The 25,461-nt window shown below is 70.9% G+C and carries 19 protein-coding genes; 4 read left to right on the forward strand and 15 right to left on the reverse strand.

The genetic code is table 11. The features are described from left to right. Window positions 1-9: 9 nt before the first annotated feature. From POL72_RS37705 to POL72_RS37730, 6 genes are all read right to left on the reverse strand, one after another. On the reverse strand, window positions 10-708 hold the full coding sequence (locus POL72_RS37705; protein WP_272101665.1) for a DUF3540 domain-containing protein: 699 nt from the start codon (window positions 706-708) through the stop codon (window positions 10-12). A gap of 10 nt (window positions 709-718) precedes the next feature. Next, window positions 719-2,458 (reverse strand): pentapeptide repeat-containing protein, encoded by a 1,740-nt coding sequence (locus POL72_RS37710; RefSeq protein ID WP_272101666.1) that lies wholly within the window; start codon window positions 2,456-2,458, stop codon window positions 719-721. Further along, window positions 2,455-4,890 carry a DUF2169 family type VI secretion system accessory protein gene (locus POL72_RS37715; protein WP_272101667.1) on the reverse strand — a complete coding sequence of 812 codons (2,436 nt, stop codon included), beginning with the start codon at window positions 4,888-4,890 and terminating at the stop codon, window positions 2,455-2,457. Before POL72_RS37715 ends, POL72_RS37710 begins: the two co-directional genes overlap by 4 nt. A gap of 25 nt (window positions 4,891-4,915) precedes the next feature. Further along, complete coding sequence (locus POL72_RS37720; protein WP_272101668.1) at window positions 4,916-6,034, reverse strand: hypothetical protein; 1,119 nt, start codon at window positions 6,032-6,034, stop codon at window positions 4,916-4,918. A gap of 45 nt (window positions 6,035-6,079) precedes the next feature. Beyond that, window positions 6,080-7,333 (reverse strand): hypothetical protein, encoded by a 1,254-nt coding sequence (locus tag POL72_RS37725; RefSeq protein WP_272101669.1) that lies wholly within the window; start codon window positions 7,331-7,333, stop codon window positions 6,080-6,082. A gap of 281 nt (window positions 7,334-7,614) precedes the next feature. Continuing rightward, on the reverse strand, window positions 7,615-8,736 hold the full coding sequence (locus POL72_RS37730) for a DUF4419 domain-containing protein (protein WP_272101670.1): 1,122 nt from the start codon (window positions 8,734-8,736) through the stop codon (window positions 7,615-7,617). Window positions 8,737-9,523: 787 nt separating this feature from the next. Here POL72_RS37730 and POL72_RS37735 point away from each other — a divergent pair. Both POL72_RS37735 and POL72_RS37740 read left to right on the forward strand, forming a co-directional pair. Further along, complete coding sequence (locus POL72_RS37735; protein WP_272101671.1) at window positions 9,524-10,267, forward strand: Bax inhibitor-1/YccA family protein; 744 nt, start codon at window positions 9,524-9,526, stop codon at window positions 10,265-10,267. A 128-nt stretch (window positions 10,268-10,395) separates the two neighbouring features. Further along, window positions 10,396-10,782: a cupredoxin domain-containing protein gene (locus POL72_RS37740; RefSeq protein ID WP_272101672.1), complete on the forward strand. Its 387-nt coding sequence runs from the start codon at window positions 10,396-10,398 to the stop codon at window positions 10,780-10,782. Window positions 10,783-10,815: 33 nt separating this feature from the next. On the opposite strand, the gene POL72_RS37745 is transcribed toward POL72_RS37740, so the two are convergent. Beyond that, window positions 10,816-11,325 carry a hypothetical protein gene (locus POL72_RS37745; RefSeq protein WP_272101673.1) on the reverse strand — a complete coding sequence of 170 codons (510 nt, stop codon included), beginning with the start codon at window positions 11,323-11,325 and terminating at the stop codon, window positions 10,816-10,818. Window positions 11,326-11,664: 339 nt separating this feature from the next. On the opposite strand from POL72_RS37745, the gene rplC reads away from it, so the two are divergent. Both rplC and POL72_RS37755 read left to right on the forward strand, forming a co-directional pair. Next, a complete protein-coding gene (gene rplC / locus POL72_RS37750; protein ID WP_272101674.1) occupies window positions 11,665-12,363 on the forward strand; it encodes a 50S ribosomal protein L3 in 699 nt (232 codons plus the stop codon). 69 nt (window positions 12,364-12,432) lie between these two features. Beyond that, window positions 12,433-13,050: an SAM-dependent methyltransferase gene (locus POL72_RS37755; protein WP_272101675.1), complete on the forward strand. Its 618-nt coding sequence runs from the start codon at window positions 12,433-12,435 to the stop codon at window positions 13,048-13,050. A 411-nt stretch (window positions 13,051-13,461) separates the two neighbouring features. Here POL72_RS37755 and POL72_RS37760 read toward each other — a convergent pair whose 3' ends face one another. From POL72_RS37760 to POL72_RS37795, 8 genes are all read right to left on the reverse strand, one after another. Beyond that, window positions 13,462-14,646 carry an acyl-CoA dehydrogenase family protein gene (locus POL72_RS37760; protein ID WP_272101676.1) on the reverse strand — a complete coding sequence of 395 codons (1,185 nt, stop codon included), beginning with the start codon at window positions 14,644-14,646 and terminating at the stop codon, window positions 13,462-13,464. A 62-nt stretch (window positions 14,647-14,708) separates the two neighbouring features. Next, window positions 14,709-16,736: a L,D-transpeptidase family protein gene (locus POL72_RS37765; RefSeq protein WP_272101677.1), complete on the reverse strand. Its 2,028-nt coding sequence runs from the start codon at window positions 16,734-16,736 to the stop codon at window positions 14,709-14,711. A gap of 216 nt (window positions 16,737-16,952) precedes the next feature. Beyond that, on the reverse strand, window positions 16,953-18,794 hold the full coding sequence (locus tag POL72_RS37770) for a DNRLRE domain-containing protein (protein ID WP_272101678.1): 1,842 nt from the start codon (window positions 18,792-18,794) through the stop codon (window positions 16,953-16,955). 513 nt (window positions 18,795-19,307) lie between these two features. Continuing rightward, window positions 19,308-20,102 (reverse strand): creatininase family protein, encoded by a 795-nt coding sequence (locus POL72_RS37775; protein ID WP_272101679.1) that lies wholly within the window; start codon window positions 20,100-20,102, stop codon window positions 19,308-19,310. A 4-nt stretch (window positions 20,103-20,106) separates the two neighbouring features. Beyond that, a complete protein-coding gene (locus POL72_RS37780; RefSeq protein WP_272101680.1) occupies window positions 20,107-21,810 on the reverse strand; it encodes a benzoate-CoA ligase family protein in 1,704 nt (567 codons plus the stop codon). A gap of 2 nt (window positions 21,811-21,812) precedes the next feature. Next, entirely contained in the window at window positions 21,813-23,297 is a 1,485-nt protein-coding gene (locus POL72_RS37785; protein WP_272101681.1) for an oxidoreductase, read from the reverse strand. A 2-nt stretch (window positions 23,298-23,299) separates the two neighbouring features. Then, a complete protein-coding gene (locus POL72_RS37790; RefSeq protein WP_272101682.1) occupies window positions 23,300-24,556 on the reverse strand; it encodes an acyl-CoA dehydrogenase family protein in 1,257 nt (418 codons plus the stop codon). After that, window positions 24,553-25,440: an enoyl-CoA hydratase family protein gene (locus POL72_RS37795; RefSeq protein WP_272101807.1), complete on the reverse strand. Its 888-nt coding sequence runs from the start codon at window positions 25,438-25,440 to the stop codon at window positions 24,553-24,555. Before POL72_RS37795 ends, POL72_RS37790 begins: the two co-directional genes overlap by 4 nt. Between the last annotated feature and the right edge of the window lie 21 nt (window positions 25,441-25,461).

A 25,461-nucleotide genomic window follows, 5' to 3' on the forward strand; every position in this document is an offset into this window, starting at 1 on the left:
GCCGGCCTCCTATCCCAAGAGGATCTGCTTGCCGTTCACCGTGACCGTCTCCTCGGTCAGGATCGTCGCGTTCTTCGCCTTCGTGAACGCCGTCTTCTCCACGACCGTGTGCGACTCGCTCGCTTGAACGCTCAGCAGCGCGCTCACCCGCTGGACCATCGAGGTGAACCTCTGGACCACGGCGTCGGCCACCATCCGGATCTTGCCCGCCTGCACCTCGAGCTCCGGCCCTCGGATCGAGACGCCCTTGTCCCCGGACAGCGAGAGCTCTCCGTCCCTCGCGTGCACCGCCACGTCCCCCTGGAGCGACAGCACCGTCCGACCCGCGCCGTGGAGCACGCCGATGGCGTAGTAGCGCTCCTCCCTGCCGATGACGAGCAGCGTGTCGCCCACGGCGGGCTCGTAGGGCAGCGCGAGCGCCATCTCGACGGCGACCGGCTGGCCGCCCGGCAGCTCCACCGCGATCGCGCCCCCCTCCGCCGCCGTGACCCGGCCCGGGCCCAGGTACTCCCTCGGGAGCGCCGCGGCGCCCTCCTGCCCGGCGCCGTCAGCCGCCGAGGCCCCGTCCCGCGGGAGGCCGATCCGCAGCACGTCCGCGCCGCGCGGGCCGTGCGCGCCGTGCGCCCGAGGCGCATGCTCCTCGCCCGCCGGCGCATCCACCCGCACGGCCGCCGCGCGATCGCTCTCCTTCATGGCTCCCATCGACATCGCTCCTCCTTCATTGCGAGCGCCGCTCGGGCGGCATCCATGCTTCGGCCTCCAGGCGATCCACGTCCGTGCGCCTCGCCGTGGCGAGGTTGGCGTCGAGATAACGTGTCTTCTCGTCGCGGACGTGGTGCAGGTTCGCCCAGTGCAGGTCCGCGCCGGTGAAGTCGGCGCCCGAGATGTCCGCGTGGGAGAGATCGGCGTGGTGCGCCTTGACCCCCACAAACAGCGCGTCGGCCGCGCGGACCTCGTGCATCACCGTCTCCCGGATGTCGGCCCCCGCGAGGTTCGCCCCCGAGAGATCGGCCTTCACGAAGATCGCATTGCGGAGCATCGCCTGCGTCAGCCCGGCGCCGGCGAGCACGCCCTCGCCGAAGAAGGCGGCCTTCGCCATCGCGCCCGCCAGCGAGGCCTGCCGCAGGTTCGCCCCCTTGAAGTTCGCGTTCGCCAGGATGGCGCCGTCGAGGCGCGTCCGCTCCAGGTTGCACGAGGTGAAGTCGCAGTTCGACAGGTTGCACCCGGAGAGGTCCATCCCCGAGAGGTTCCCGAGCGCGAAGAAGCACCGCGAGATGGTCAGCCCGGAGAGCGACACCCGCGTCAGGTCCACGCCGGAGAAGTCCACGCAGTCGAAGATCGCCTTCTCGAAGGTGATGCCCTCCACGACCGCCGTCCGCAGCGTGGTCTGCGAGACGAGCGCGCGCGTCAGGTTCGCGCCCGTCAGGTTGGCGCCCTCCAGCACGCAGCGCACGAGCCGCGACCCGGACAGGTTCGCGCCCGAGAGATCGGCCTCCTTGAAGACCACCATCTCGAGGTCCTTGCCCGAGAGATCCACGCCCGGCAGCCGCGCCCGGTACAGCATGCACGACCTCACCGTCGCGCCCCGGAAGTCCGCGCCGGTGAGGTCGCAGCCCGCGAGCACCGTCTGGTCGAGCGTCGCGCCCCGGAAGCTCGCGCCCCGAAGGTCCGTGCCCTGGAGCGAGGACAGCGTGAGGTTCGCGTTCTCGAAGCTCACCCCGGAGAAGTCCATCCCCTCCAGCGCCGCGCCCGCGAGGTCCGCCCCGGAGAGGTCGAGCCGGCCGAGGCGCGCGCCGTCGAACACCGCCTTCGTGAGCTTCTTCGGGAGCACGGCCTCCCGGAGATCGGCCTTCAGGAACACCACCGTATCGAGCTCTGCGCCCGACATATCGGCCCGCGTCAGGTTCGCCTCGGCGAACGACGAGCTCTCGATCCGCGCCTGCGACAGCGAGGCGCCCGAGAGATCCGCCCGCGTGAACGACGACTGCGAGACGGTCGCGCCGTCGAGCGCCGCGCCCGACAGGTCGGCCAGGTCGAGCCGCGTGCCCTTCAGGGTCGCCCCGGACAGCTCCGCCCCCGCGAGCTTCGACTCGGCCAGGTTCGCCTCCTGGAGCCGCGCGCCGCGCAGGTTCGCCCCGGTCAGCTGCCCGCGGACCAGGCTCGCCCCCGTGAGGTTCGCCCCGGCGAGGTTCGCGCCCGAGAGGTCGCTCTGGGCGATGGCCGCTCCCTGGAGATCGGCGCCCGACAGGTCCGCGCCGCGGAGCGCGCACCAGGCCATCTTGATGCCGCGGAGATCGGCCCCCGAGAGGTCCGCGCCCTCCAGCTGCACCCGCCCGAGCTTCACGCCGCGCAGCCGCGCCTTGCGGAGATCGGCCCCCCGCAGATCCATGTCGCCGAGCGTCCTGCCCTCGAGCGCCTCGCCCGCCTGGAGCAGCGCCCTCAGCTCGTCCGGGGTCATCGATCTCGCTCCAGCGTCGACTTCTTCAGGTTCGCCCCCCTGAAATCACAGCCGGATCCCGAGGTCTCGTAGAATTTTGCATCGTAGAGGTTCGCGTCGACGAACTTCGCCTCCGGGACCCGCGCCTTGAGCAGGTCCGCCTCGAAGAGGTTCGCCCGCGTGAAGTCGGCGCGCGTGAGGTTTGCCCTGTCGAACCGGGCGCCCCGCACGTTGGCCCCGAAGAAGCTCGCGCCGTCGGCCGTGGCCTCGCTGAAGAGGGCGCCCGTCAGCACGGCGAGGCTGAGATCCGCGCCGGTGAGGGTCGTGGCCATCCACACGCTCCCGTCGCCCCGCGCGCCCGTGAAGCTCGCGCCGGTCAGGTCGGACCCGGAGAAGCTCGATCCGGTGAGGGTGGCGCCCGCGAACGTGGCGGAGGCGCCCTTGACCTTCGACACGAAGCACCGCGTGAGCGAGGCCTGCGACAGGTCCGCGCGCTCGAGCACGGTGTCCTCCAGGAAGGCCACGGCCCACGCCGCCCCGCGCGCGACGGCCCCCGTCATGTCCGCCCTCGAGAAGACGAGCTGCGACCCTTGCGTGCCCGAGAGATCGGCCTCCATGAGCCGCGCGCCGTCGAACGTGGTGCCCTCCAGTGTGGCGCCGCGGAAGACGGCGCGCTCTGCCCAGGCGCTCTGGAGGGTGGCGAGGGTCAGGTCCGCGCCCGTGAAATCCGCCTCCCTCATGTCGGCGTCGAACAGCACGGCTTGCCTGAGGATGGCGCGCGTGAGCCTGGCGCCCCGGAGGTCGGCGCCCGTCAGGATGGCGCCCGTGAGGTTCGCGCCGGTCAGGTCGCGGCCGCTCAGGTCCTGCTCGCTGAGGTCCTGGTCGCGCAGGTCGCTCCCTGGCCCGATCTGCCCGGGCGGCCGAGGCGGGGCCGTGGAGAGGCCCATCGACGCGAGCTTCGGATCGCCGGCGAGCTTGTCCCACGCCGCGAGCGCCGGGACCTGCGTCCCGCGCGCGGCCGCCAGCCCCTTCGCCTCCTCCACCGCCCGCGCGACGCGCCGGAAGGCCGTCCGGAGCGCCGCGTCCATCAGCATGGGCGACGCGGCGGAGCTCATCGGCGGCAGCGCCTGCGAGGCCTTCGGCAGGTTGCGCAGCGCCTCCGCGATGACGCTGCCGAGGACCTTCCCCCCTGGCAACGCGACGCCCGCGAGCCCCGCCATCGCCCGGCCGATCCTCTCCTGCTGCGGCTTCGCGACGTCACCGAGCCGCGCCTTGAGCAGCGCCGACAGCGGGTCGAGCCCCGCCGCGCCGCCGCCGTCGCGCGGCGCCGCGCCGTCGCCCTTCTTCTGCAGCGCCTGGAGCGCCCCCCATTCCTCCTTGAGCTCCGGCGCGAGCTGCTCCTCGATCTCGAGCGGGTCGGCCTCGAAGCGCGCGAGGATCTCCCGGTAATGCTCCTCGGGCAGCGCCGGCCCGTCGAGCGGCTCGGAGGCGACCAGCGTGGTGACGCGCGAGAGGTCGTCGTCGGTCACCTCCGTGAGGCCGCGCCACGTGAGGAACAGGGCCCCCTCGTCCAGGTTGGCGAGCAGCGTGTCGAGGTGCATCGGCACCTCCCGGAACCCGCGCTCCGCGTCGTTCGCGAAGACGCGGATCCGGAGGCCCGGCAGCCGCGACCGGAAGACCTCCGCGTCCGGGTGGAGGTTCTGGAACAGGAGATCTTCGTCGCCGCGCAGGTACGGGAGCCACTGGTCGGGCCGGGCCGAGTTGAAGTACGTCCAGTCGAAGTCGTCGGCGTAGTACGGCGCTCGCTTCTCGCGGTACGCCTTGCCGTAGTTCTTCCCGACCCGGGCGCGCCGATCGGGCCGGTTCGGCGACAGCGGCCCGAACCCCGCGGGCGCCGGCCGATCCGAGCGCGACAGCAGCAGATCGTCAGCGCCCTCGACGTTGGGCAGCTCGCGCGTCCCGTGGCCTCTGCCCACCGGGTTGAGCGGGTGCCCCGGCCCTCCGAAGCTGCGTCGATCGCCGAGGGGCATCCGGTCGAACGGCACGGGATCGCTCATGGCGGGCCCGAGCAGCCCATCCATCCACACGCGCTCGCCGAGCACGCGCAGGATCTTCGACCAGGACCCGACGCCGAACCGCACAGGACACTCGGTCATGCGCGCCTTGCCCGGCGTGTGGCACGTGCCGATCAGGAGCACGTCGGCGTGGGGCTTGAAGTCCACCAGATCGCTCGGGTAGAGGCACTCGCCGGTCTGCTCGTGATCGTCGTCGTGGAACACGTCGCCGCGCAGCGTCTCCTGCGCGAGCGCCGGGTGGCCCTCGGGCAGGGAGAGCGGCGCTCCGGGCTTGAGGGTGAACTTCGCCCGGACGATCAGGGTCACCTCCGGCTGGGGCGGCCTCCGCGAGGTGACCTTGCTGCCGAAGAGGAACGGGGTGAGATTCTTGTTCGCCATCCGTGAGGGTCGCCGCGCTTGCGCGTCACGTCATGAGGTGGACTGCCGCGATGTTCGTGCGGACGGGCGCGACCTTGCCCCGGTCCAGGGTGACCTTCAACTTCTCCGTCCCCATCGAGAGCGTGGGCCCGATGCTGGCATCGAGCGACGCGGCGACGGTGACGGACGCCTCCAGGCCGATCGTGGCGCTGGCCGAGATGCCGCCCGTGAAGCTCACCTCCGCGCCGAGCGTCGCCTCGATCATCCCCCCCAGGACGACCTCGTTGACCATGCCGAGGTTGATCGTCGTCTCGATCCCGTCGACGACGGTCTTGCTGTTGCCCTGCGTGTAGGAGTCCGCGTCGCCGTACATCTTGTCCTCGGTGTCGGCGTGGGTCTCGGAGATGATCTTGTTCGCCTTCGTATAGTTCTTGATGGTGTCGGCCTCGGTGTGATCATCGATGGTCCCGGTGACCGTGGTCGAGGTCGTGATCGACCCCGCCTTCATCGTCGACTTCGACGGTCCATCGATGGTCGTCTCGTCGGTCATCGACGTGGCGTGGGTCTTCGACACCATCGTGTCCGCCCAGGTCTCGTTGGAGATCGAGGGCACCCGCAGCTTCGCCGAGCCGGTATAGGACGAGATGCGCTTGGCCCACGTCCTGTCGACGATCGTGGGGTTCTCCCCGAGGACGCCTGACGGAGGGAGGCCCCAGGGCGCCGTGAGCGCGTCCAGGTCGCGCGGCGGGCTGTCGTGTCCGGTGACGCTCTCCAGCTTGCTGCCGTAATGGAACTCGAAGGCATCGCCGTGGTAGGTGGTGTGCACCTCGCCCTTCACTGTCTTCTCGCGCAGGCGCTTCTCGCCGCGGGGGCCCTGGATGAAGTCGAACTCGCCCGACCCGTGGAAGGTGATGCTCTTCTCGTTGATCTGCCCGTCCTCCGCCTTCCAGCCGCTCTCGAACTCGCGGCGCCCGAGGACGGTCATCTTGTAGGTGCCCCCGATGACCTCGACCTTGTCGCCCCGCGTGGTGATGACCCGGTTGCCGTCGGTGTGATCTCGCCAGGAGTACTCGTCGCCCTCGGCCGCGCCGATGCGCAGGTACGACGACATGCCGTCGCCGAAATCAGGCACATGGAGGATACCGTACTTGCCATCGCCGGCCATGGGAGCTCCGTATCCAGTGGCGCGTGGAGCGTGGTGCTCGCGCCCTCAAACGAAGAGGTTGAACGCAGAGACGATCTTGTTCGCGAGCGCGATCTCCGTCTTGCTCATGTGGAGCTCCACGCCCGCCGGGCTGATCTCGAGCGTGGGGCCGGCGGAGACGTCGATGCTCCCGGTCAAGCTGAAATCCGCCTTGAGCCCGACGGTCACGTCGACGATGCCGCCGGCCGTGAAGGTCACCTCCGCGCCGAGCGTCGCCTCGATCATCCCCCCCAGGACGACCTCGTTGACCATGCCGAGGTTGATCGTCGTCTCGATCCCATCGACGACGGTCTTGCTGTTGCCCTGCGTGTAGGAGTCCGCGTCGCCGTACATCTTGTCCTCGGTGTCGGCGTGGGTCTCGGAGATGATCTTGCTCGCCTTCGTGTAGCTCTTGATGGTGTCGGCCTCGGTGTGGTCATCCATGGTCCCGTCGACCTTGGTGGAGGACGTGATCGACGCGGCGTGCATGGTGGATTTCGACTCCCCCTTGACGGTCGTCTCGTCGGTCATCGAGGTGGCGTTCGTCTTCGTCACCATCACTTCCGCCCAGGTCTCGTCCGTGATCGACGGCACCGGCAGCTTCTCCGAGCCGGTATAGGACGAGATGCTCTTGGCCCACGTCCTGTCGACGATCGTGGGGTTCTCCGTCGGGATCGCCTGGGGCGAGGGCGGGTTCTTGTCATCGATGAAATCATCGGTGACGTTCAGCGTGGGGAACGTGTCTGTGCCGGTCTGGCTCTCCTTGACCTTCCCGAAGTAATAGTCGAAGACGTCGCCGTGGTAGACGGTGTGCACCTCGCCCTTGATGGTCGTCTCGACCACCTTCCACGTCCCGCCGTAGTTCTGCACCCACTCGATCGTGGTGCCGCCGCCGAAGGTCTCGCTGACCTCGGTGACGTGCCCTCCCGACACGTCCCAGCCCGCCTGGTGCTCCCCGCGGCCAAGGATGAGCAGGCGGTAGTTCCCTCCGATCACCTCGACCTTGTCGCCCTTGGTGGTCGAGATGCGGTTGCCGTCGGTGTGATCGCGCCAGCCGCCCTTCGTGTGCAGCTTCGCGGTCTCGGCCTTCCGCTCGCCCACGGGCACGAAATCGGGCGACCCGTCCCGCTTGCGGTCGTCGTCGGTGAACGTCTGAATCCGCTCGGCGAGATCGTCCCCCGCGCTCTCGCCGAGGGGCGCTGCGGCCCCGAGGCGGAGGTAGGACGGTTCCCCGCCGTTCAGATCCGGTACTTCGAGGAGCGCGAACTTGCCTCCGGACACTGGAGCCTCCGAGCGTGATGGACGACGCATGGCGTCGCCGTGTCGCGGACCGCACAATCCTATGTCAGGGTGGGCCGCCCGTCCACGCCGAACTAGAGCGACGGTCGCCCGCTTCGGATACGGGCCCACCTCGGCGCTTTCGGTGCTCAGCGCACCGGAGTGCGCTTGCGCGCCGAAAACGCCGATCTGGGCCCGTCTCCTGTGCGGGTGACCGCCGCTCTGCACGTGGCAGAGGTGGGCGGAAATCGCCGTAGAGCGCGCGGCTCACGGGGCCGCGTGGCTCATGAGGCCTCGGCGGGGCGCTGCGCTGCCGACTCGGGGGCTTGGTGCGCGATGGCCCAGACGAACTCCGGGAGCAGCGCGAGGGAGTGCGGGTCCTGCGTGACGCCGATGAGGCCGCTGATGAACTCCATGGGGTGCTCGCGCCTGCCCCCGTCGATGAAGCGCAGCTGGGCGCTGGTCAGGCCGGGCGGCACCTCGGAGAGCCCTGGTCCCTGCGGGTTCCCGAGGCCCCCGAGCGCGTCGCTCCGGGCCTCCGCCGTCCGCCATCGCTCGTGCCATGTCTCGATATAGGGGTTCGGGGCGAAGTAGTCGTTGGGCCAGGCGCGCAGGTAGGGAAACAGCACGTGGATCCACCCGGTCAGCTCGTCGGCCGAGCTCTCGTACCTGAAGAACGCGCGCCAGAACATCGTGTCGGCGCGCCCCTCCGCCGAGGCGGCGATCTGGTCGAGCACGGGCAGGAGCGCGCGGGTCCAGCGATCTTGCCCGACGGAGCCGAGCATCGCCACGCGCTGGCGCACCCAGCGCCAGTCGTCGGACGTGCCGAGCAGGTACACGCGCGGGATCCCGCGCTGCGGGAACTCCATGTCGCCCGGGAACGGCGGCTCCCACGCGTGGTGCGGCGCGAGCGGGGTGGCGACCGTGAGCTCCGACGACACCCGCTCGACAGGCCCCGTGGTGGAGAAATTGGATGTCACGAGGTCCCGCAGCGAGCCGACACGGGACGAAATCTGCCTGGAAAAGTCCGGAAACAAAGCCGGCCACGGGTTCACCTCGCCGAGGGTGAAGTCCGGGCGATCGACGACGAGCGCGAACTCGCGATCGTCGGGGAGGAAGCGGCGTCGATGCTCGTCGTTCGCGGCGAGGTGGAAGGTGAAGCCGCGCGCCAGGCAGAGCCAGACCACGTCGGGCGAGAGCACGAGGGGATAGCGCTGGGTGAAGGCGGTATAGGCGGCCTGGACGAGCGGGTGGAGGTCCGTGCGTCCCACGAGGGGCAGGCGGTGGCGGTAGGAGGCCTCGATCTGGGAGACGAGCAGGCTCTGCACCGCAGCTTCGCTATCGAATCCCGGCAACGGCGCCGTTGCGGGCTCGACGTCGGCAACGGCGATCGTCGTGACGTTCATGAAACCTCGTCCTCCCCGGGCTGCGCGGCGCGCTCGTGATCCCTCGCTGTCCTTCGTACACGAGCGTGCGGCGCGCGACAACGGGCCGCGTGCAGGCGCCCATCGCGGCTGCGCGACGTGGAGAGGAGCGCGCCCGGGCGCGGCGCGCTCCTGCTGTCCGGCGTGAGCGCTTGGGCCTGGCAAGGTGCTTGTTCCGAGGCATCGATTGTCGATCGTCGTGATCGGTCGTGCTCCGGGTCCGCTGGGGAGCGTGTGCGGTCGTTGTTCCGCAGCGGCGAGAAGAGCTCTGGACCTTTCTCGGATCCTTCCCACGGCGCGCGCAGCCAGGTCGACGGCGCTGTCGCCCGGCGCCGGCGTTGCAGCCGAGCGGGTTGTCGTCGGAAGTGAGAGGTTTTTCTGGATCCGCGCTTCTCTTCGCCGGAAGCGAGAGGTTTTTCTCTGGATCTTGGCTTGATTTGGTCGTAATCGAGAGATTTTTCTCTGGATCCGCGCTGTTGTTTGCCGGATGTGAGAGCTTTTTCTCTGGATTTGGGCCGATTTTAGCCGGATGTGAAAGATTTTTCTCTGGACCCGGGCCGATTTTAGTTAGAAGCGAGCACGATGTCAGCGCGCCGTTCACGCCGCGCCGGCCCCTCCATGTGCGCGCGATGCCGCTGGAACGTGATTTTTTGCGGGCAGCAGATGGCCGACGGCTGCGCCGTGCCGGTGTTGCATGTCCATGGTGAATGGTGCACGACTAGGCGCTCGTGCAGCCGCGGCGAAATGCCCTGAAGGAGGAGCGCAGCAGATGAACTCACGCCAGGCGAGTCCCCTCGGGGCGAGCGTATCGGCCAGCCCGAAGCTGGCGCTGCGGATCGACTTTCTCAAGAAGGTCTACGGGCTCTTCACGGCGAGCCTTGTCGTCTCCTCCCTGGGCGCCATGTGCGCGCTGTACATCGGGGCGCCGGACGTGGAGGAGGGGGCTCTGGGGCGCGCGATGCCGCCGGTTGTCGAGCTGTTCGCGCAACACCCGATCCTCTCGATGGGCGTCGTGTTCGGCGTGATGTTCGGCGCGCGCGCGGTGCGCAAGATCCCCGGCGTCAACGTCCTCGCGCTCTTCGGGATGGCGGCCGTCCTGGGGGTCACCACGGCGCCTGCGCTCTACATGGCCCAGGCGGCGGCGGGCCTCGGCGGCACGCTGTCGTCGGCCCCGGTGCGGGACACCTTCATCCTGACCGTCCTCACGTTCGGGAGCCTCACGCTGGGTGTCTTCCTCTCGAGGGAGGACCTGTCGTTCATGGCCAGCGGGCTGGTGATGGGCGCCATGGTCGTCCTCGGCGCGATGCTGCTGAACGCCCTGCTCGGGAGCACGCTCCTCGGCCTCGCGATCGCCAGCGTGTCCGTCCTCGTGTTCGGGGGATACGTCCTCTACAACACGTCGCGTCTGCTCCACTCGAACGAAGAGGACCCCGTCGGCGGCGCGCTCGATCTCTACCTCAACTTCATCAACCTCTTCTCGTCGATTCTGCAGATCCTCTCGGGCCGCGGTTGACGGGCTGAACCGGCCGCGTCCACGGCGCGCGCGCTCCCGCGCCTGACCGCCCTCGGGTCTCTTGCCCGGGGCGGACGGCCGGAGGGCGGCTTGACGCGCGATTTGGGCCGAGTAAGAACGCGCTGACCATGAGCCTGCAGCTCCTCGTCGCCGCGTTTGCCCTCTCCCTGTCCTCCCTCGCCTGCAGCAAGCCCGCCGAGGAGGCGCCGGTGGTGGCGGCCGCCGAGCTCGCCGCGCCGGCGAACGTCAAGCGCATCGACATCGCGGTGAACGACAGCGGCTTCTCCCCGTCGACGATCGAGCTGAAGAAGGGAGAGCCCGTGGTGCTGCGCTTCACGCGGACGACGAAGAGCGAGTGTCTGAAGGCGATCGCGATTCCCGATCTGAAGATCGAGAAGGACCTGCCGCTGAACACGCAGGTCGAGGTGGCCGTCACCCCGCAGAAGGAGGGGAAGATGGTGCTTCAGTGCTGGATGGCGATGGTCAAGGCGACCATCAACGTGGTCGGCTCGTGACGCGGCCGCGCCCGTCGCGAGGCGCGCGCGCTGTCAGAGCATGAGCCAGAGCTCGGCGTCGTAGCGCTTCGCGCCGCCGCCCGTGTCCTGCGCCGCGCGGCGCCTCCCGGAGGCGGGCTCCCCCGCGCTGCCCGGCGCGTCGTCCCGGCGCGCCCCGTCGCCTCGAGCGGGCGCGCCGGCGTGGGCCACGTCGATTCCGGCCGCGGCGCAGCGGGCGACGGCGAAGCGGAGCATCTCGCGCACGTCGCCCGAGCCGAGCATGCCGCGCGTCCGGTGGCGCGCGATCGCGGCGGCGCGCTCGATGCACTCGGCGCAGGGGGCCACCTCCGATCGGAACCTGAAGAGCAGCGTCCCCTCGGGCCACCCGAGCGCCGACGCCTCGATGCTCACCACGACGAACTCGCCGTCGCGGACCACCCGGGTCCGGGCCGCGCCCGCGCTGTTTTCCGCGGCGCCGTGCGATTCGCCTCTCAGGAGGAACCAGTAACGATCCATGAGGCGCTCGACGTCGTCCGGCTCACCGTGAGCGATGATGTCTGTCATCCGTGACCTCCAATGAGGCAATGTGAGGCCCGCTCCTCGGAACTTCGATGCCAGGGAGAGACAGGAAATGTCCGCCCAGAAGGACAATGTCAGGGCGATCGTGACGCGATGCGTCTTGAAGAGATGTGGTGCGGATTACCGTTGTGGCGGTGGTTTTCGCTTCCCTTTGGGGGCTCCGTGGGTAAGCTCTGCGCCCCCCAACGTGCCCGGCGGGAAGCCGCCCCGGTTCTTCGCTCCGAACCGGCTCGTGACGAGGCGCACCGAGGGGATCGCTCTCGCGGCGCGCCGCGCGGAGCCAGTCCCAGCCACCCCAGACGGAGCGAGCAAGGCAACCCCATCATGAATCAGCATCCCGGCATCATCGGCAAGAAGATCGGCATGACGCAGATCTTCAACGAGACGGGCGAGGTCCTGCGCTGCACGGTCGTGCAGGCGGGCTGCGTCGTCATCGGCAAGCGCACGCTCGAGAAGGACGGCTACAGCGCCCTCATCCTCGGCCTGGGCGAGCGGGCGGAGAAGCACACGACGAAGCCGGTCGCCGGCGCGTACAAGAAGTCGGGGCAGACGCCGAAGCGGATCGTGCGCGAGCTGCGCTGCAGCCCGGAGCACGCGGCGAAGTACGAGCTCGGCAGCACGCTCAAGGTCGACGAGATCTTCGAGGTGGGCCAGCGGGTGGACGCGCAGGGCCGCTCGCGCGGTCGCGGCTTCAGCGGCGTCATCCGCCGGTGGAGCTTCGCCGGCGCGGTCAGCTCGCACGGTACGCACGAGTACTTCCGCCACGGCGGGTCGATCGGTACGAACATGACCCCCGGCCGCACGCTGCCCGGCCTGAAGATGCCCGGTCACTACGGCGACGAGACGGTGAGCGCGCTCAACCTCAAGATCGCGAAGCTCCTCCCCGAGGACAACCTGATCCTCATCGAGGGTCCGGTCCCCGGCCCGAAGAACCAGGTGGTGACGATCCGCGGCGCCGTGAAGAAGCGCGGCGGCAAGGGGATCGTGCCGGTGCAGCAGCCGACCAAGAAGAAGGGCGGCTGATCCCGGCCGACGGCGGTGGCGCTCCCGTGAGCGAGCGCCCCGCCGGTCGTGCCTGCCGAGTGTCCCTCCGTGTCGCAGAAGCCGAAGAACCCGTACAAGCGGCCTGACGCCTTCACGAAGGCGGCGAAGGCGCAGGGCTATCCTGCGCGCAGCGTCTTCAAGCTCGAGGAGATCGATCGCCGGGTGCGGCTGCTCCGCCCTGGCCAGCGGGTGCTCGACCTGGGCGCAGCGCCCGGCTCGTGGTCGATGTACGCGGCGCAGCGGATCGGCGCGGGGGGCAAGCTGCTCGCGGTCGATCTGTCGCCTATCACGGCGGCGTTCGGCCCGCAGGCGACGGTGGTGCAGGGGGACGCGCTGTCGCTGACGAACGAGGCGCTCGCGCAGTTCGCGCCGTACGACGTGGTGCTGTCGGACATGGCGCCTGCGACGAGCGGGAGCAAGATCGCCGATCAGGCCCGGAGCTACGAGCTGTTCATGCGCGCCGTGGCCGTGGCCGAGGCGCTGCTCGCGCCGGGTGGGGCGTTCGTCGGGAAGATCTTCATGAGCGAGGACTTCGTGAAGGCCCGGGACGCGCTGAGGAACCTCTGCGAGGAGGTCCGGAGCATCCGGCCCGAGGGGACGCGGGCGAACAGCGTGGAGATCTTCCTGGTGGGGCTGAAGCGGAAGGCGGCGGGGAAGACGGGGTAGGGGAGCGGAGAGGTCTTGGCGCACTGCCCGGCCCCCGGAGAGGGTGTTCGTGGGGCGGCGCGGGGGCCCCACCGAACTCGCCCAATTGACGTTCTATCTCCGGCGTGCACAGCACGCCGGAGATAGAACGTCAATTGGGCTCAAACAACGGTCCGTCCCCCGCGCCGCCCCACGAACACCCTCTCCGGGGGCCTACCGCTGTCGTGGATCATACCCACTGGGACAACGGTCCGTCCCCCGCGCCGCCCCACGAACACCCTCTCCGGGGGCCTACCGCTGTCGTGGATCATACCCGCTCGGACAGCGATCCATCCCCGCGTTGGTGTCAATCTCGAGATGCGATGGTCCCTTTCGGGGGCATCTATCACGGTGATTCGGGACCGAGGCAGCGCAGAATCCGGGCGGTTGCCATCAGAACGCGTTGTGCCCCGTGATCGCGTTGCCGAGGATCAGGCAATGCACCTCGTCGGTGCCCTCGTACGTGTACACGCTCTCCAGGTTGAGCATGTGACGGATGACGGGGTAATCGAGCAGGATGCCGTTCGCGCCGAGCACGCTCCGCGCGGTCCGGGCGATCTTGAGCGCCCAGCCGACGTTGTTCCGCTTGCACAGCGAGACCTGCACCGGGCTGATGCCGGTCGTGTCCTTCAGCCGGCCGAAGTGAAGCGCCATGAGCTGCCCCTTCGCGATCTCCGTCGCCATCTCGACGAGCTCGGACTGGATGAGCTGCCGCGACGCGATCGGCTGGCCGAACTGGGTGCGCTCGCGCGCATAGGAGACCGCCGTCTCGTAGCAGGCACGCGCGGCGCCCAGCGCGCCCCATGCGATCCCGAAGCGCGCCTGGGTCAGGCAGCCGAGCGGGCCCTTCAGGCCGACCACGCCAGGGAGCACGTTCTCCTCCGGTACGCGCACCTCGTTCAGGACGATCTCGCCTGTCGGGCTCGCGCGCAGGCTCATCTTGCCGTGGATGAGCGGGGTCTCCAGGCCCTTCATCCCGCGCTCCACCACGAAGCCGCGGATGGACTCGGCCCCTCCGTCGTCGACCTTGGCCCACACCACGCAGAGGTCCGCGATGGGCGCGCTCGTGATCCACATCTTCGTGCCCGTCAGCACGTACGAGCTCCCGTCCTTCCGGGCGCGGGTCTTCATCGAGCTCGGATCCGACCCGCTGTCGGGCTCCGTCAGGCCGAAGCAGCCGATCAGCTCGGCGGCGGCCATCTTCGGCAGCCAGCGCTGCTTCTGCGCCTCGGAGCCGTACTTCCAGATCGGATACATCGCCAGCGAGCCCTGGACGCTCACGAAGCTGCGCAGGCCGCTGTCGCCATACTCGAGCTCCTGCAGCGCGAGGCCGTAGGCGACCGAGTTCATGCCGGCGCAGCCGTAGCCGGTCAGCGAGCCCCCGAGCAGGCCGAGCGCGGCGATCTGGGGGATCAGGTCGGTCGCGAACTCCTCGCGCGCGAACAGGTCCGCGGCGCGCGGGAGGTACCGCTCGCGCACGAAGCGACGGACGGCATCGCGGATCATGCGCTCTTCCTCGGAGAGCAGCGGATCGATCGCCATGAGCTGATCGAGCGAGAGGGGCTCCTGGGTGGCCATGGAGCGAGCGTGTAGCGTGGCTTCGCGCGGCGCGGAAGGGGCAGCGCCGGCGGGCCGGCGGCTCAGGGGCGGATGGAGACGAGCGTGCCCTTCCGTAGCGAGAGCGCGCCGTGCCATTCGGCCGGCACCTCGGGGGTCGTCCACTCGAACAGCCAGGCGGCGTCGAGCGGAGAGAGGTTCACGCAACCGTGGCTGCGCGGGGTGCCGAAATCGTCGTGCCAGTAGGCGGCGTGGAACGCGAAGCCCTCCGTGAAGTACTGGACGAAAGGCACGTCGCGGAAGTCGAACGGATCCTCTTCCTCCTCGTCGCCGTCCATCGTGACCGTGACGTGCTTCGTGTGGATGCGGAACAGCCCCTGGATGGTCGAGCGCGTCGTCTTGGGGTCGCCGAGGCCGTCCGCCCCCGTCGAGACAAGGGTCACGTAGACCGGGCGAGCGCCCTCGTAGGCGACGAGGCTCTGCTTCTCGATCGAGACGTCGATCCACTTCCGCCCGCGCACCGCCCACGCGGGGGTCCTGGGAAGCGGGTCGACGCGCACGACCTCGTCGGCGCGGACGAGCGAGCCGTCCCGCGCCTCGAGGTAGTCGATGCCGCCGACACGCCGCGATGCGCCGGACAGCGGGATCGCCTCGCGAAAGCGGAGCGGGGCGCGGGTGACGCCGCGCTCGCCTGGGACGAGGCGCGCGGCGTGGCGGCGCCTGGCGAAGGCCACGGGCAAGGTGACGCCCTCCGGGAGCGCCAGCCCGGCGAAGGCGCTCGGCCGGATGACGCGGGTGCGGTCGAGCGGCAGGACGGCGAGGTCGGTCGTCAGGCCGAAGCGGCGCCCGTCGTGGTCGAAGGTCGAGAGCAGGGCGAAGCCGGAGCGCGTGCGGGCGCGGCCCAGGACGAGCGCGCCGGGCGAGCGGCGATCGCCGGCGAGCCCGGGCGCCGGCCGCCCATAGAGCAGGACCGAGGGGGTGACGTCCGGAGGCGGAGGCGCGACGAAGTCCGGCGCGCGCGCGGCGGTCGCGGCGCGGAGCAGGTGCGCGGCGAGGTCGGGCTCGGCGCCGCGCTGCTCGTCCTCGTCGGGCAGGCGCGCATAGAGCAGCGGGGTGGGGGAGCGAGACATCACGTACGTGTAGGGCAGGCCGCCGAGCAGGGTTGTCGCGTCGCCTGCCCGCATTGCGGCAAGTGCGCTTGCGCCGGCCTGCGTTGCGGCAAGTGCACTTGCGCCGGCCTGCGTTATGGCAAGCGCGGTCTCGCCCGGCTGTGTTGCGGCAAGTGCGGTCTCGCCCGGCTGCGTTGCAGCGAGTGTGGCCTCGCCCGGCTGCGCAGCGGCAATTGTGGTCTCGCCCGTCTGCGCCGCGGCAACTGGGGTCTCGCCCGTCTGCGCCGCGGCAACTGGGGTCTCGCCCGGCTGTGTTGTGGCAGGCGCGGCCTCGCCACGAACGACCGGCAAGGCGGGCGAAGCGAACCGGCGAACCGGGCGACGAGACGATGCCTCGACCGCGAGGTCGTGAATGTTGAGCGTCGCGCTGGCGCCGATGCAGACGTAGCCGTTCGGCTCGATGCGGTACCAGCCCTCGGCGCACGACGTCCTGCCGGACGGCTGCGGCCTGCGCGCGACCACGGCGCCGGCGCGCAGGTACCCGATCCGCCGGCTGGTCCAGCGCGGCTCGGCGAAGACCCAGGTCTCCCTGGCGATGCTCGCGAGCTCGTGGACCTCCTCCTCGGCCGCCGTCGGCGAGGTGGCCGGGGGAGGATCGAGCTCGGGCAGCTTGTCGGATCCGTCATCGACGAGCTCCGGCGGCAGCGCCGGCAACGCGAGCGGGTCGCCGCCAGGCGCCGCCGCGAGAGCGCCCGGCGCCATCGCGAGAGCGCCCGGCGCCATGGCGGCCTCCGCGCTGGGCGGCGCGGCGTCCTCGACGCTGGCAGTGGAGGGCACCGGGGCAGCGACGGCGGGCGCGGTCGCGGCGAGCGGCGCGGTGACGGCGGCGGCGGGCGCAGGGGCCGGGGACGTCGCGGCTGGCTCGGAGGCAGGGCGCGGGCAGCTCACGCTCAGCGTCGCGAGCGCTATGGCCGGCAGGAGGAGGACGCCTCTCACGCGCATGGAGCGCGCGTATCAGGAGGCGCCGACGAGGGCCAAGTTCAAGGGGGTTCAGCAGCGTGGGAGAGCACGGGAGCGAGCGGCTCGCCGGCAGGAGGCGCCGGGAGGCCCGGCAGGGCCGGCGGGCGCCTCGGCGCGAGGTGCGCGGCCGGACCCGCGCCCGCCGGCTTCACCAGCGCGGCGCGCGGCCGCCTCGCCGCGCCGCCGGCTGGAGCGGCGTCACGGCGTGGGGAGATCGCGCGCGCACGTCGCTGTGACGTAGTAGCGCCGCGAGGTGCCCGCGTAGGAGACCTGATAGTCCGTCGTCTGCTTGAAGCCCGCGGCCAGGAAGCTGCCGCCGTGCATGAAGCGCGTGCTCGAGCTGTTGTCGAGCCGCGAGCAGTCGTTGCAGGGCGTCAGCAGCGAATAGTTGTCCGAGCCGTCGCGGGTGGCCTTGTACGCGTTGCCGGCCAGGTCGAGGTGACCCCACCGCCCGGCGCCATGGGGGAACTTGCCGACGTCCGTGAGGTCCGTCTGCGAGCAGGGATAGAGCGACGGATACCCCGTGACGCAGTCGCCCGCCACCGAGCCGTCGCCCTGGCAGCACCAGGACGCGTCCTGAAGCGTGATATCGTAGACGCTCGAGCCGCCCCACGGATAGAGGCGCTGTTCGTTGCCGCCCGCAGAGGCGTAGTTGACCTCCGCCTGGGTCGGCAGCCGGCCGCCGTCCCACGCGCAGAACGCGAACAGCTCGTACCACGTCGCGCAGACGATCGGCTTCTTCTCCTTGCCTGCCGGCGTGTCGCTCCAGGACGGCCATCCATAGGGATCGCAGATGAGCGCCGTCTTGAGCGCGCTCGTGTTGGCCGTGAGGTAAGTGTTCCACGCCGGGTCCCAGCCGCTGTTCGCGATCTTCGGGTGTGCGCCCGCGCCGGCGGCCGGCGGGTTGGCCTGGGTCGGGCCGCCGGTCTGCTCGAGGTACTGGCGGAACCGCCCCACCGTGACCGAGTACTTGTCGAGGTAGAAGCTGCTGACCGTCGCCGGCAGGCCCGCATTGTTGAGCCGGTTGAACGTGCCGCCCGGGACCGGGAGGGTAGAGCAGCAGTTATCGCCCCCCTCGACGCCGCAATTGGCACCTGCGCCCGGGGTGCTGCTGTTGCAGCTGATCGGCAGGCCAGGCACGCCGCCCCCGCCGCCACCCCCCGCGCCTCCGGCGCCGCCCGCACCGCCCGCGCCCCCGGCGCCGCCCGCGCTGCTGGAGCTCGCCGTCGTGGAGGAGGTCGTCGAGGAGGTGGAGCTCGCTGTCGTGGAGGAGGTCGTGGAGGAGCTGGAGCTCGCTGTCGTGGAGGAGCTGGAGCTCGCGGTCGTGGAGGAGGTCGTCGAGGAGCTGGAGCTGCTCGACGTCGCCGTCGTGCCCCCCGTCGCGCTGTCGTAGCAGACGCGGAGAGACGGCCGCCTATCCAGCGATGCCTCGCTCGTTCTGATGTGGGTGCGACTCGTGGTTTGCTCGAAGAGCACGCCGTGGTTCTGGACGGCGCCGCTCACCCAGCTCTGCACAAGCTCGGTGAGGCTGAGCGTGTGGTAAGAGTAGTTGTATCCGGCGTCCGCCGTGAGGTACCCCAGGACCGTCGGATCCCAGGCGGCCGAGTGCGAGTTCCACGTCACCGTGTTCTCGTCCCAAGCCGTCGTGATCCGGTGCGCCCGCATCACACCCGGGGGGGGCGCGGCGCCTATGTTGAGGGAGAGATCCGCTGAGACGATGGTGGCGTTGGCAGGGATCGACGAGAGATCGAACGCGATCAGCGCGCGCATCTGGGAACCGGAGCTCTCGCCGGCGTACATGTCGGCCCCGGTGGGCGTGTAGTTGGGATAGGTCGAATTGAGGAGGGCATCCTTGACCACGCCCGTCGTCCCGGTGCGCTGGAGAGTCACACAGACCGTCACGGCCTGCTGCGCCTCACCGAGCAGCTCGCCACCTTCGTCTTGTACGCCAACGCACCCGGCGAGCGCCGCGCCGGAGGCGGCGGCAAGAGAGGCCAGGAGCAGATGCCGAGACCCTCGCACGATCGTTCGATTCCTCATGATGCTCTCCGATCCGCATCGCCGGGCCAGCTCCGCCCGCGAGGCTGCATGTGATGCCATCGCGCAGGAACGCCAGAGAGCGCCCCCGCCAAAACCACCATCTGGATGCGCGCCGTAAAGCATCACCTTCATCAGGTCAGCCGTCGGATCGTTCTGGCGTCAAACAGCGCGCGAGGAAAACGATACCGTTTTACGGCTTCTCTTTGAATACGTCAATTGGGAAGCGAGGCTTGTTGTCGAAAATCTGATAATGTTGCTTGTGATGTCAGGACAAAAATAATCATTATTGCTCAAGTCGATGGTGATTGTCGAGCGCCGTGAAGCACATTTGTGATGTCGCTCACGTTCTACGTTCTGCGCGCTTCTATGCGGCACGCGGCGCGGGCGGCCTGAGTGACCTGTTCAGCTTGCCGAGGCGCGTGAGTCGATGGCGGATTCTGCCGTTCAGGCGAGCGTGAGGCAGTGGCGATGGGGCAGAAGCGCCTACTTTTGTCTACCTGGCCACCTTTTGGCTTACCCGCTGCCTTTTCCTGGGATGGGCTCGTGACCGGCAGCCCTGGAGAGCCCCTCCTCGACCTCGGTCACGACCATCGTCGCGAGCAGATCGAGCAACGCACGGCCTTCGTCCTCGGATGCCTCGCGCGGAGAGCCGGTATAGGCGGCGTCCATGCCCAGGGCGCGGAAGCTCTTCACCCCTGCTTGAATTCCCTCCGACAGGCTCAGCGCGAGATCGGGCAGCGCATGGGCGATGTCTCTCCGGACGAGCGCGGAGGCCGCGGCGAGGACGAGCGAGGTCTCGTAACGGCCCGCGTGGCAGGCGCCGCTCCGGAACTCCGCGGAGAGCGTCCGTGCCCAGCGGCGCGCGAGCGGACACGCGACGGAGGCGCGGCCCAGGGGCAGGTCGCTGGCGGCGGCGCGCACGGCGCGGTCGTGCTCCGGCTCGAGGTGGTTGTTGATGAAGCAGACATGGGCCAGGCCGGCCGACAGGTAGGCCTCGGCGACGGCGCGCAGAAAGGCGGTGAGCGCGGGCGCCGGGATCGAGATCGCGCCCGCGAAGCCTGCCGCGAAGTCGGTCACGCCATAACCGACGGGCGGGGCGACGAGCGCGGCGACGCCTCGCTCCCACAGCCGGCGGCCGGCCTGCTCGGCCGCGGCCTCGCCGATGAGCGTGTCCGTACCGAGCGGGAGGTGCGGGCCGTGCGGCTCGACCGAGCCGACCGGCACGAGCGCGACGCACGGCGCGCCGGCCGAGAGGAGCGCGGCGAGCTCCTCGGTCGTGAGCTCCGCGAGGCGCGGCGCGGCCTGCATGGGTTTACAGGCCCGCCGGGTTCTCGCCGGCGACCTCGCGCTGCCGGAGCGCCTTGCGATCGGCCTTGCCGCGATCGTTCCTCGGGATGTCATCGACGAAGGCGACCCAGCGCGGGTACTTGTGCTTGCTCAGCCGGTCCTTCACGAAGGCCTTGAGCTCCTGGGCGAGCTGGGCCCTCCCCTCGTCGGTGGCGACGCGGCCGCGCGCGTCGTCGCGGACCACGATGAACGCCTTCGGCTTGACGAGGCCCGCCTCCTCGGCGCCGATCACGGCGGCGAGGCTGACGGCCGGGTGCTCGGTCAGGCACTCCTCCACCTCGACCGGCGCGACCCAGACGCCGCCCACCTTGAGCAGCTCGTCGGCGCGCCCGCTGAACCAAAGGTAACCCTCGGCATCCATGCGGAAGAGATCCCCGGTGCGGCACCAGTGGCCGTGGAAGGTGCCCCAGCTCTTCTCGCGATCCTGGAAGTAGCCGAGCGCGACCGAGTCGCCCTTCACCCACATGACGCCGGTCTCGCCGGGCGGGAGCTCGGGCGCGCCCGGCCCGGCCGCGTCCGAGGAGAGGATCTTGATCGTGTACCCCTCCACGACGCGGCCGAGCGACCCCGGGCGCACATCACCGGGGCGGTTCGTGCAGTAGATGTGGAACATCTCCGCGGAGCCGATGCCGTCGTAGACGTCGGCGTGGAACCGCCCGCGGAAGCGATCGAGGAGCGCGGGCGGCAGCGCCTCGCCCGCGGACAGGTGGAAGCGGACGCTGGAGAGATCGAGGCGCGGCTCGCCGCGCGCCGCGCGGGCGTCGTCGTGATCGAGCAGCTTGCCCATCATCGTCGGGACGTTGGTGACGACCGTCGGGCGATAGCGCTCGATGTACCGCGCGAGCGACTCCGGCGTGGGCCGCTCGACGAAGAGGCCGGACGTCGCGCCGACGGCGAAGGGGAACATCAGGTTGGTGCCCGTGGCGTAGCCGAAGAAGAGGCGCGGCACCGAGACGGTGATGTCGTCCTTGCGGTAGCCAACGGTCGCCTTGGCGTAGCGCTCGGTGTTGAAGGCGAAGTCGCGGTGCGTGTGCATGGCCGCCTTGCTCCTGCCGGTGGAGCCGGACGTGAACAGCCAGATGGCGACGTCGTCGCGCCGGGTGGCGCGGGGGCCCGCCGGGGCGCGCTTCGCCGCGAGCGCAGCGCGCCCCTGCGCGAGGGCGCCGCGGAGCGAGGTGCCCCGAAGCGCCGCGAGGGCCGGCGAGACCGGGAGATCGGCCTCGAGATCGCCGCCGGTCGGGACCTCGGGCACCAGCACGACGGTGCGGACGTTCGTGGCCGCGAGCGCGCCTTGAAGCGCGAGCGCCTCGGCCACGCGCGGGATCGTGACGACCGCCGCGGCCCGCGTGTACTCGACAAGGTGCGCGAGGTCGGGCGCGGGCGCCTCGGGGTTGCCCATCGCCACGACCGCGCCGTGGCTCAGCGCCGCGAAGAAGGACCAGACGAACGCGGGCGAGTCGTGCAGGACGATGAGCACCCGCTGCTCGAGGGCGACGTCTTCGACGGCGAGGTGCGCCTGGAGCATCCGGACCTTCTCCGCGACGTCGGCGTAGGTGTGCCGCTGATCGCCGAAGAGCAGCGCGACCTTGTCGCCGAGCCCCTCGCGCAGCCGATCGAACAGCAAGTAGTCGGCGAGGTTGAACTCGTCAGGGAACGTCGGTGCGGTCATCGTCACGCCTCCTCTCGCCTCCATCGCGGCGCCGTGAGCCGCCGCTTTCCGCCCTCCGTGGTCGCGACCCCCGGCTCGTCGAGCCCCTCGCGATCCCAGAGCTGACACGTCACGGGTCGGTGGCGCTGATCCAGCGCCTCGCAGTAATTGGAATAGATGCAGCGCCGGACCTCGCCGCTGCGGCCGAGCCGCACCTTCAGGAACCAGTCGGGATCCGCGAGCGTCTGCCGTGCCGCCCCGATGAGATCGGCCTCGTCGCGCGCGAGGATCGCCTCGGCCTGGGCGAACGTGCAGATCCCCCCCGCCACGACGACCGGCGTGCCGAGGCCGGACGCGCGCAGGGCGCGCCGGATCTGCGCCTGCTTCGGCACCTGCCGCCCGAACGGCCCCGCCGCGTCCGAGAGCGCGGTCGGCATGCACTCGTACCCGCTCGGGCCGGTGTAGGGGTACGCGGCCTCGCCGACCTTGGGCTGCTTCGCGTCCTCGAACTTGCCGCCGGTCGACAGCGAGAGGAAATCCATGCCGGCGCGCGCGAACGCGAGCGCGAAGAACGCCGCGTCGTCGACCCGGCTGCCCCCCGCGATGACGTCGTCACAGAGGAAGCGGCAGCCCACCGTGAAGCGAGAGGAGACGGCGGCGCGCACCGCCGCGTAGACCTCGAGCGGGAGGCGCGCGCGGCGCTCGCGATCGCCGCCGTAGCCGTCCGAGCGGGTGTTCAGCGCGGACAGGAACGAGGCCATGGTGTAGGCGTGCGCGTAGTGGAGCTCGACGCCGTCGAAGCCCGCCTCGCGCGCCCTCACGGCGGCCGCGGCGAACAGGCCGGGGAGCGTCCGCGGCAGGTCGCGGATGTGAGGGAGCGCGACGTCGGTGACGCGCTCCCGCTCGCCGAAGCGCAGCGCCTCGAGCTCGCGAGGCGCGAGGACGGCCTCGAGCCGAGCGTCGTCGAGCGCGAGCAGCCGCGCGCGCACCTCGAGCTCCGGCGCGTCCCGGAGCGGCGGCTCCTCGAGCGCCTCGGACAGGGCGCGCCGGTGCGCGCCGGTGATCTCCAGGAACTCCCGCAGGAACCTGTCCTTCGGCGGGCGCCTGCGGATGCGGAGGAAGTCGATGAGCTGCAGGAACACGCGCGTCCGGCCGGCGCTCCGCGCGCGGACCGTCCGGACGAGCTCCCGGAGCCCAGGGACGAACCGATCGTGTCCGACGCGGAGCAGCGGGCCGCTCGGCACGTCGCGGATCCCGGTCGCCTCGACAACGAGGGCGCCGGGCTGGCCGTCGGCGAAGCGGCCGTACCAGTCGAGCACGTCCTGCGTGACGACGCCCTCCTCCGTCGCGCGCCATGGAACCATCGCGGGCACCCACGAGCGCTCGGCGAGCTCGAGGCCCGAGGCGAGGCGGAGCGGCGAGAAGAGGCGCGCGCGCGCCGCCTCGCCCGCGGCCGGAGGCTCCTCGCGGGGCAGCGCGTGGCGGATCCGCTCCGGCGGCTTCCACATGGCTACCGCGCCCCGTCGCGAGCGCGCTCGTCGGCCGGGGGCTCGGCGGCGGCGCGATCGAGGATGCCCTTCGCGATGATGAGCTTCTGGATCTCCGTCGTCCCCTCGTAGATGCGCAGCGGCCTGATCTCGCGGTACAGCCGCTCGACCTCGGTCCCCTCGATGACCCCCATGCCGCCGTGGAGCTGGACCGCGCGGTCGATGATCCGCTGCGCCGCCTCGGTGGCGAACATCTTCGCCATGGCCGCCTCGGTCGAGACGCGCGCCGCCGCCGTGTCGCGCTTGTGGGCCGCGCGGGCGACGAGCAGGCGGGCCGCGTCGAGCTCGGTCGCCATCTCGGCGAGGTAGGCGCGCACCATCTGCTGCTCGGACAGGGGCGCCCCGAACTGCCTCCTCCGCGTGACGTGCGCGATCGCCTCGCGGAGGGCGCGCGCCGCCATCCCGTTCGCCGCCGCGCCGACCGAGATCCGGAAGGCGTCGAGCGTCTGCATCGCGAGCTTGAAGCCGCCGCCCACCTCGCCGAGCCGCGCGCTGTCCGGCACGCGGCAGCCCTCGAAGCGGAGCCGGCCGATCGGGTGCGGGACCGACATCGGAAGCGGCTCCGAGGCGACGCCCTTCGCGCCGCTGTCGACGAGGAACGCCGTGATCGCGGCGCGCCCGCCGCCGCGATCGCCCGCCGCGCCGCCGTCGCGCGGCGGCGCGCCCGTGCGGGCGAAGACGACGAGGTGGTGCGCGAGCGGCACGTTCGAGATCAGCACCTTCTCGCCGTCGAGGACCCATCCGTCGCCCTCGCGGCGGGCCTCGGTCCTCAGCGAGGCGACGTCGCTGCCCGCCTCGGGCTCGGTCAGCGCGAAGGCCCCGATGCGCCGCCCCGAGAGCACGTCGGGCAGGATCGCGCGGCGCTGCGCGTCGCTCCCGGCCAGCACGATCGGGTACGAGCCGAGCCCTTGCACCGCGAAGATCGCGTCGGCGAGCGGGGCGACCTGGCCGAGCGCCTCGCGGATGAGGACGAGCGAGCGCACGTCGATGGCGGTCGTGTCCGCGGGGCGGCCGCCGCCGCTCGGCGCGCCGCCGAGCGCCTCGGGGATGAGGTGCGCGTAGAGCCCGAGCGGCTCGCCCATGCAGCGCGCCACGGCGGCGGCGTCGCGCGCTTCGGCGAGCGGCGCGAGCGCCTCGGGCGTCAGCCGCGCGGCGAGCGCGGCGTGGCGCTCTTCGAAGAAGACGGGGAGATCGGCCGAGGAGAGCGCGAGCCGGCTCATACGCGGGGCGTCTCCAGGCCGGTGGACCGCGGGGTGGGGGGCGCGTCGGCGTCGTCGGGCGCGGCCGGCGCGTCGCCGAGATCGGCGCCCTCGAAGCGCGGCGGCCGCTTCGCCCTGTTCGCCTCGTGGGCCTCGCGGAAGTCGGGGTGGGCCATGCAGATGGCCTGCGCCTGCGCCTCGGCCTCGATCGCGGCGGCGAGGGGCATCGTGCGCTCGCTCTCGAGCATCTGCTTGGTCATCGCGTGCGCGAACGCCGGCCCGCGCGCGAGGCGCTCGGCCCAGCCGCGCGCCACGCCCAGCGCGTCGCTGTCGGCGACGACGCGGTTCACGAGGCCGATGCGGAGCGCCTCGTCGGCGCCGATGAGATCGCCGAAGAAGAGCAGCTCGGCGGCGCGCCCCTGGCCGACGATGCGCGGCAGGAGGTACGAGGCGCCCATGTCGGCGCCGGACAGGCCGACCTTGGGGAAGATGAACCCGAAGCGCGCGCTCGCCGCGGCGATGCGCAGGTCGCACGCGGCGGCGATCACCGCGCCCGCGCCGACGGCGACCCCGTTGACGGCGGCGATGACCGGGCGCCGGAGCTCGCAGATGCTCTGGATCAGCGCGCCGGTCGCGCGGGTGAACTCGAGCAGCCCCCGCGCGTCGCGCGCGAACAGCTCGGCGATGATCCCCTCGACGTCGCCGCCCGAGCAGAAGCCGCGCCCCGCTCCGGTGAGCACGACCGCGCGCGCGGCCGAGCGCTCGAGCGATCGGAACGTCGCCGTGAGCTCGCCGTAGACCTCGAAGGTGAGGGCGTTCAGGCGGTCGGGGCGGCTCAGCGTGATCTCCGCGACGCCGCGGCTGAGCTCGAGCTGGAAGGAGCGGGGTGTGAGGGTCATGGGGATCTCCTGGGTCCGGTGCGCGTC

It is taken from the genome of Sorangium aterium (assembly GCF_028368935.1).
GTDB classification, from domain to species: domain Bacteria; phylum Myxococcota_A; class Polyangia; order Polyangiales; family Polyangiaceae; genus Sorangium; species Sorangium atrum.